The organism is Mycobacterium sp. NGS67 (genome assembly GCF_059812185.1).
The window spans coordinates 1-532 of the sequence record NZ_JCALCF010000087.1 but is presented as its reverse complement, the minus strand read 5'-3'; the positions used below and the strand labels follow the sequence as shown (position 1 = coordinate 532).

Below are 532 nucleotides of genomic sequence, written 5' to 3'. Positions count from 1 at the left end.
GTTGAGCAGGTTGCTCACGGTCGGGCTGCTGAGCAAACTGGTCACACTCGGGCTGCTCAGCACACCGGTCAGGGCGGTCGTGACGGTTGCGCTGTTGAGCAGGCTGTTCAGCCCGCCCGAACCGGACAGGCTCGCGACAAACGCCTGCAGGCCAGCACCCGACCCGCCGAAGCGACCCCACAGACCCGAACCCCAGCCGTTACGTCCGAACGATCCCCAACCCCCGGCCGCAGCCGGTCCGCCGGTACCGATGCCGCCCAACTCATGCAGCCGCAGGTTCGCCAGACCGCCGGTACCCAACTGCAGACCGCGCAGCACCCCGGCGAGATTGAACCCACCCAGCAGGCTGCTCAGCCGCACGCTGACTGCGCCTTTGAGGCCACCGTTTACACCGGCGGCCAGGCCCGACAACTCCGCCACCGCAGCCTTGACGAAACCGCCCGCACCGGCCAACGAACCCAACGGCAACTTGGTGAACGGGGTCAGCGCCGCCGCAGCCGCCGAAGCACCACCGTGGTAACCCAGCATCGCC

The 532-nt window shown here is 68.6% G+C and carries 1 pseudogene; it reads right to left on the bottom strand.

The features are described from left to right. Window positions 1-532, bottom strand: a pseudogene (locus AC5Y4D_RS27345) (hypothetical protein); the annotation flags it as partial.